Origin of the sequence: Shewanella sp. 10N.286.51.B2 (genome assembly GCF_041469265.1) — a bacterium.
Taxonomy (GTDB): domain Bacteria; phylum Pseudomonadota; class Gammaproteobacteria; order Enterobacterales; family Shewanellaceae; genus Shewanella.
Genome location: NZ_JBFRKH010000031.1, coordinates 84,331 through 90,034 on the forward strand (window position 1 = coordinate 84,331; position 5,704 = coordinate 90,034).

The 5,704-nt window shown below is 42.5% G+C and carries 7 protein-coding genes; 5 read left to right on the plus strand and 2 right to left on the minus strand.

Annotated features, from left to right (window positions below):
* Positions 1-26: 26 nt before the first annotated feature.
* Positions 27-464: a group II truncated hemoglobin gene (locus tag AB4140_RS08970; RefSeq protein WP_102436288.1), complete on the minus strand. Its 438-nt coding sequence runs from the start codon at positions 462-464 to the stop codon at positions 27-29.
* 213 nt (positions 465-677) lie between these two features.
* Between AB4140_RS08970 and AB4140_RS08975 the strand changes: the two genes are divergently transcribed.
* The 5 genes from AB4140_RS08975 to AB4140_RS08995 all read left to right on the plus strand — a co-directional run bounded on the left by AB4140_RS08975 (position 678) and on the right by AB4140_RS08995 (position 4,506).
* Positions 678-2,060: an amidohydrolase gene (locus tag AB4140_RS08975; protein ID WP_372000657.1), complete on the plus strand. Its 1,383-nt coding sequence runs from the start codon at positions 678-680 to the stop codon at positions 2,058-2,060.
* A gap of 11 nt (positions 2,061-2,071) precedes the next feature.
* Positions 2,072-2,644: a hypothetical protein gene (locus AB4140_RS08980; protein WP_372000651.1), complete on the plus strand. Its 573-nt coding sequence runs from the start codon at positions 2,072-2,074 to the stop codon at positions 2,642-2,644.
* 135 nt (positions 2,645-2,779) lie between these two features.
* Entirely contained in the window at positions 2,780-3,340 is a 561-nt protein-coding gene (locus tag AB4140_RS08985) for an amidohydrolase family protein (RefSeq protein WP_372000653.1), read from the plus strand.
* A 46-nt stretch (positions 3,341-3,386) separates the two neighbouring features.
* Positions 3,387-4,202 (plus strand): shikimate dehydrogenase, encoded by an 816-nt coding sequence (gene aroE / locus AB4140_RS08990; protein WP_372000655.1) that lies wholly within the window; start codon positions 3,387-3,389, stop codon positions 4,200-4,202.
* 25 nt (positions 4,203-4,227) lie between these two features.
* Positions 4,228-4,506 (plus strand): DUF1488 domain-containing protein, encoded by a 279-nt coding sequence (locus tag AB4140_RS08995; protein WP_102436280.1) that lies wholly within the window; start codon positions 4,228-4,230, stop codon positions 4,504-4,506.
* 74 nt (positions 4,507-4,580) lie between these two features.
* Here AB4140_RS08995 and AB4140_RS09000 read toward each other — a convergent pair whose 3' ends face one another.
* Positions 4,581-5,132, minus strand: a complete 552-nt coding sequence (locus tag AB4140_RS09000; protein ID WP_303446839.1) for a gamma carbonic anhydrase family protein — start codon at positions 5,130-5,132, stop codon at positions 4,581-4,583.
* Positions 5,133-5,704 lie beyond the last annotated feature (572 nt).

Consider the following 5,704-nt stretch of genomic DNA (forward strand, 5'->3'; position numbering starts at 1 on the left):
CCACAAGATTGGTTGAAGCTCGAAAGCTAATCTTTATTACGCATATTATTGGCAAGCTGCGAAATGGCCTGAAATATCACTTGTTGATGTTCAGGCTTTTTTATTGCCTCAGCAATGGCTTGCTCCATACAGGTTAACCATTGATCAACCATCGTTTGGTCAATATCAAACGGCATATGCCGTGCCCGTAATGCCGGGTGGCCATACTTTTGCTGATAAAGCTGTGGGCCACCTAACCAGCCACTTAAAAACTCAAATAACTTTTGTTGTGAATCTTTAATTGGAGCGCGATGAATAGCTAGTAGCGGCTGTGTGTCTTCACGGCTTTGCATCTGCTGGTAAAAGTTTTGGGCAATTAAGCGAATGGTCTTCTCGCCACCAATTAAATCATAGGCATTGGACTGATTTGGATCTCGGTCATCAGGTTGCGCCTTATTGCTAAAAAGTTTTTTTAACCAATTCATGGTATCGACACTGAGTACAAGTAATGAAAGTGGCTTGATTATAACGATTAATCCCGTTTATATCTCTCGCTTTACTAAGCCATAAACATATTTTGTTAATGTTTTGCTAAATTTATCTGTTGTGATGTCAGATGCTTATCGGATAACTTAGGCGTTCTAATAACAATAATAACAATAATAACAATAATAACAATAATAACGAGGACCGAGATCATTGCCAAGATGGCACCAAGATTAATTGTAATTGCGATTTCAACAGCCCTGCTTGGCTGTAACTCAGCCCAGCAAGACCCTAAAGTTAGTATTAATAAAAATCCCTACCCAAGTACTTACCAAGTGATGCCAAGAACATCGACCTTGCTGATTAACGCTACTGTGCTAACAGGTACAGGTGAAAGAATCGACGGCGCTGATGTCCTAATGATGGATGGCAAAATTAATGCGGTTGGCAGGCAATTAAGTCAAGACAATGTCACTGTGATTGATGCTAGCGGTAAATGGATAACCCCAGGTATTGTAGATGTTCACTCACACCTTGGCGTGTATCCAAGCCCTAGCGCAGATGCCCATGGCGATGGCAACGAAGTGACCTCTCCCAATACCGCTGAAGTGTGGGCAGAGCATAGCGTATGGCCGCAAGATCCGGGGTTTAATCGTGCCCGTGAAGGTGGTATCACCACTTTACAAATCTTACCTGGCTCTGCCAATTTAATTGGTGGTCGCGGGGTGACCTTAAAAAACATCCCAGCAACCACCATGCAAGGCATGAAGTTCCCCCAAGCCCCTTATGGATTGAAAATGGCCTGTGGTGAAAACCCTAAAGGTGCCTATGGCAGAAAGCGTAAAGAAGCGCCCATGACCCGAATGGGTAATATGGCGGGTTATCGTCAAGCTTTCATTGAGGCCACTGAGTACAAGCGAGCTTGGGATAAATATGATGCGGATTATGCTGCTGGTTTAAACCCATCAGCGCCAGAGCGAGATCTTACCAAAGACACTTTACGCGGCGTGTTAGAGGGTGACATTTTAATTCATAACCATTGTTATAAAGCGGAAGAAATGGCGATGATGGTGGATTTAGGCAAAGAGTTTAACTATCACTCCGGTACATTCCACCATGCAATTGAAGGTTATAAAATAGCTGAGTTGTTAGCTGAAAATGGTAACTGCGCCGCAATGTGGCCTGATTGGTGGGGCTTTAAAATGGAAGCCTATGACATGGTGGTTGAAAATGCAGCCATCGTAGATGCGGTCAACAACTCCTGCGCTGTGGTGCATTCCGACTCTAGCGTGACCATTCAGCGCCTTAACCAAGAAACCGCCAAAATTATGCATAGTGCTAATCAAAACGGTTTTGATCTAAAAGAAGAACACGTTATTGGTTGGATCACCTCGAATGCGGCCAAGTCATTAGGTATTGCAGATAAAACCGGTTCCCTTGAAGTGGGTAAAAACGCCGATGTGGTAATTTGGAATATCAATCCATTTAGTGTGTATGCCAAAGCTGAGCAAGTGTTTATCGATGGCGCCAAAGTGTTTGATCATCAAGACGATGCTTACCGCGCTAAAAGTGATTTCATGCTAGGTCAACAATAAGGAGCAATACAATGAAAAAGTTTAACCAATCACTGGTCGTTGGCGCTATGCTCGCGAGTTTGACCCCAATCATCGCGTCTGCTGCAACCACGGCAATTACTAATGTTAAGGTATATACCTCAACTGAACAGGGCGTACTTGATAGTGCTACGGTTGTCATTGAAGATGGCCACATCATCGCTGTAAATGCCAAGCAATCAAATGACTCAGCAGTTATTGCGGATAATATTATTGATGCAAAAGGCAGTGTATTAACCCCAGGCTTTATTGGCTCAATGAACTACTTAGGTTTGGTGGAAATCGGTCAAGAAAAAATAACCCGTGATGTTAATGCTAAAGACGCTGATATCAGCTTCGACCCAAGCTTAGCCTTTAACCCTAAAAGTAGCGCAATTGCCTTTGCCCGCAAAGGCGGCATTAGCCGCAATATCGTGGTACCAGGTGGTGGAGAATCAATTTTTTCAGGCCAAGCTATTGAAGTCGAGCTAACAGGACACTGGGATAGTGTGGTCGCAACTGAAAAAGCCGTATTGGTGCAGTTAGGCGCAGTGCATGAAGGCTCACGTATTATCGGTATGCAATAACTGATTAATAAACTTGAAGCAAGACAAACAGCTTTAGCTGCGGATAAACAAGCTGATGCTAAAAAAGCCGATGCGACAAAACCGCCAAGCAAAGAAGAGTTACTACTCAATGCTGTACTTGCAGGTGATATCACTATGGTGGTTGATGTCGACAGAGCCGGTGACATCTTGCAACTAATTAACTTAAAAGCTCGCTTTAACCTCGATTTGGTATTACTTAAAGCTGCCGATGCTATTGTGGTTGCAGAGCAATTGGCCGCCGCAAACATACCTGTGGTGATGGACGCGATGCGCAATTTACCTGAAAGTTTTGACTCTTTACATAATTCACTGGATAACGCCGGAAAATTAAGTAAAGCTGGGGTCAAAGTGATACTGGCGACACCGGGTGATGCCCATGGCATTTATGGTTTACGTTACGCAGCAGGTAATGCGGTTGCCAATGGCATGGATTATAATCAAGCCATGGCGTCAATAACCGCTAATGTTGCTGATATCTTCCATCTAGATGCTGGTCGCATTGCCACAGGAAAACCTGCAGATATGGTGCTTTGGAGCGGTGATCCATTTGAGTACAGTAGTGCGATTCAAACAATGTGGATTAACGGTGAAGTGCAAAACATGCAAAGTCGCCAAGATGAACTACGCGACCGCTATATTCAGAAGTCGACTATGCCACAAGCTTATACTCAATAAGCCATGCTCATAAGTTGAATTAATAATTAGGGAATAGAGAAAGTTAATGACCGATAAGTATGCAGTATTTGGCAATCCAATTGCACAAAGTAAATCGCCATTCATTCATACTGAGTTTGCGCGTCAAACTGGACAGGACATTAGCTATCAAGCAATTCTTGCACCTGTGGATCAGTTTTCTCAGTCCCTAATGGCTTTTTTCAATGACGGTGGCAAAGGCGCCAATGTAACCGCGCCTTTTAAAGAGCAAGCTTATGCCATATGTGATGAGTTAAGTGATCTTGCAAAACTGGCAGGAGCCGTGAATACCCTTATCTATTTAGCTGATGGACGAATTCGTGGTGACAATACCGATGGTATTGGCTTAGTAAACGATGTCATGCAGCACTTTGGTGCTTTAAAGGGTAAGCGTGTATTGTTAATCGGAGCGGGTGGCGCAGCACGGGGTTGCCTTAAACCATTACTAGAATCACAGGCTCAAGTAACCATATGTAATCGGACTTTTGCTAAAGCACAAACCTTGCAAGCTATTTTCGCTGAGTATGGACGTGTGCAGGCAACTCCCATCGATGAGCTCAATAACAGCTTTGATATTGTGATTAATTCGACTTCAGCCGGATTAGCCGGTGAGTTGATTAAATTACCTGAACAGATCATAGCAAGTCACACCAACTGCTATGACATGTCATATGGTGCTGACACTACCTTATTTAACCAATGGGCTTTAGCAAACGGCGCGCAATCCGTTGCCGATGGTTTAGGAATGTTGGTGGGACAAGCTGCCCAAAGCTTTTATATTTGGCGCGGTGTTAAACCTGCCACTCTGGTAATTCATGACACCCTAAGAGCACAACTTAAATAAACCAATAAAACACCGAGTACTCAAGATGAACCAAAGTGTAATATTTACCGATCTCGTTGAATGGAATACTCAACAACAAACAATGCTGTTTAGTGCTCAAGTGCAAGGCATGAATATCAATTGCATTGTTAGCAAGGAAAAGTTGTTACAGCTAATAAGCAGTGAACAAACTGCAGCTGAACAACCTATGCAAGCAGAACAGGCATTAGCAATATTCGAACGAGTACGTTTTGATCTAGAAGATATAGCCGAAGAGATGATAGAAGCAGAAGAATTTGATCCGCAGGGAAACATTACTATATAAGAGTCTTATCGCTTTACACAATCAATTATAGCCCTACTAGCTATTTCTATCATAATAGTAGGGCACAATTATAATTATCTTGTAGTCTGCAGATCTACTAAGTATTCATTTTTCAATCTGACATAGTTATCAGCTGATTGTGGTAAGAAAGCTATTTCATTATCAGTTAAGGGGCGAACCTGTTTACAAGGGCTTCCTACATAAAGAAAACCACTTTGCAGTACTTTCCCTGGTGGCACTAAAGAACCTGCGCCGATAATCACATCATCCTCAACAATCGCGCCATCCAATAAAATGGCTCCCATGCCAACCAAGACCCGATTACCAACCGTGCAACCGTGCAGCATAGCTTTATGACCAATAGTGACATCATCACCAATGATCAGCGGATTACCCTCAGGCTTTGATGGAGACTTGCGGGTCACATGAAGAACTGAACCATCCTGCACATTACTGCGCTTGCCAATACGAATAATGTTCACGTCACCACGGGCAGCGACCATAGGCCAAATACTCGCATCATGGTCTAGGGTGATATCACCCACTAAAACAGCTGCACTATCTACATAGACATTATCTGCCAATTGAGGATGAATACCTTGATAACAACGAATAGAGCTAAACATATAAAATCCCTGATTTGTTTAATTGCACCCAGTATAAAGCCAAAAAGTCGCTGTTGGGGGCTAAAAATGCATAAAAACTAGCTGATTAGTTTAAAATCCCAGCAAGCAAACAGGTAAAGGCATTTTTATGCATAAAAGCCCTTGCGCTAAATCTTAACTTGCCTATAATGCGCATCCACTGACACGACGACAGGCCAATAGCCTCAAGGTGTTAGCGTTAATTAAGCTGCTTTTAAAGCGTCATAATTAACCGGTTGAAAAGCATTTTAAATTAACGTTAAAAATGACTTGACGCCAACAACGGGAAGTGTAGAATACGCATCCCTAAGCCAACGACCTAGCGTCAAATGGCTGCTGATATAGAAGATTATTTCTTACATAATTAGCAACGCTCTTTAACAAATCAAACAAGAAATCTGTGTGGACACTCACAGGTGTTGAGTTAATCGAAATTGCTCATTCTTTCTCGTAAAGAGTGAAGCAATCAAAATTATTATCAATGTAACGATGAGTGTTCATAGCAATATGTAACAAACGTTTTAGAGATTCTTCCGAGTCTTTAAATCGAAATC